The sequence below is a fragment of the Amphibacillus indicireducens genome (assembly GCF_039539605.1).
Classification (GTDB): Bacteria; Bacillota; Bacilli; order Bacillales; family Amphibacillaceae; genus Amphibacillus; species Amphibacillus indicireducens.
Genome location: NZ_BAABDL010000160.1, coordinates 1 through 1,426 on the forward strand (window position 1 = coordinate 1; position 1,426 = coordinate 1,426).

Below are 1,426 nucleotides of genomic sequence, written 5' to 3' on the forward strand. Positions count from 1 at the left end.
TCCACCAGTCAAATTCATTTAGGTTGATATTCGCTAGCAAGGGTGAAAGTATTCCACCTTGTGGCGTCCCTTTTGTCGGATAAACGGTTTTTCCATTTGGTAAAACAATAGGTGCTTTTAACATTTTCCGAAGTATAACAAGCAATTGTTTATCTTGGATTCCCATTGTCCAAATTTGTTGCATTAGTTTCGAATGTTTCACTTCATCAAAGAAACCTTTGATATCCACATCCACAACGTACTGCATTTTAGAGTTGTTTATCCGTCCAGCACATGCAGAAATTGCATTTTCTGCCGATTTGGTCGGTCTGAAACCAAAACTGTATTTGTAAAACTTAGCCTCACATATAGGTTCTAACACTTGTAAGATACATTGTTGCGCTACCCGGTCCCACATAGACGGGATTCCCAATGGTCTAGTTTTTCCATTCGGTTTTGGTATTTCGACACGCCTTACTTTTCTAGGATTATAATGCGCGAATCTTTTCTTCACAATTTCAATGAATTCACATGTGCTTAGCTTTTCAATATCATTGATTGTGACTCTATCCTCTCCAGCAGTTGCACTCCCGTTATTTCGCTTAATATTGCGATAGGCAAGAAGAATGTTATTGTCCGAAGTAATGATAGACATTAGATTCGTTAACTTTTGGTTTTCTTTACTCTTTGCAAAAAGCATATCAAATGTTTCTGTCATGCCGTAGTATTCCGCATGACGTAGCCTCGTATTTTTCATTCTAGGGATTTTCTTATAATTTTCATTCAAGGTCTATCACGCTCCAAACTTAGCTCGTGACCTTTTTTGTCATACAAGAATCCTTGAGGTGATTGAGTTGAAATTAAGTTGACCAAACGACTTGAGGCTGTTGCTTCATTTCCATTACAGAAACTTCAACGCTCGTGCCTCTACTCTCACTATCACAAAAGGAAGTTATAGACGAACCTTTACTTCCTAACACTTCAGCGAGTGTGCACTCTCCATGTTGATAGCTTTCCACGTTCCCTTAACTCTATCTATATCTTAACTTAGGTGCTAGCTCTTGCCTGGCGTCCTCTCCACCGCCTGTAACAGTGCATGGAGCTTTCAAAACCACCATAGGTACTCGCCCACGGAACGCTCCTGAATTTTCATCAAGTCTATTCATTTCTAAATAGTTCCACTTACAGACATTTCGTTCGCTAGTTCGTCAGTATTTTACCACATTCTCACCATATTAAGTTTTAATGACTCCCGACCTATCCATTGCACCAACTACCTCTAGTTAGCTTTCGATTACCAATTGTATTGGCACTACGGCAATATTCAGCCGACTTCACCGAGCTTCACACCCTATTCTTTTACACATTCGAATAGCGCATGTCGGAGTATCAGAGTAGGCATTTCAAGGCGTTCCCCTCTCATTCTACCTATCGAGTTAAGAGTTCA

1 protein-coding gene is annotated in these 1,426 nt (G+C 40.0%); it reads right to left on the reverse strand.

Annotation, left to right across the window (positions count from 1 at the left end):
• Window positions 1-766, reverse strand: a 766-nt coding sequence (locus tag ABD814_RS13175; RefSeq protein WP_425549089.1) for a reverse transcriptase domain-containing protein, incomplete at its 3' end; no start/stop codon positions are given.
• Window positions 767-1,426: the final 660 nt, after the last annotated feature.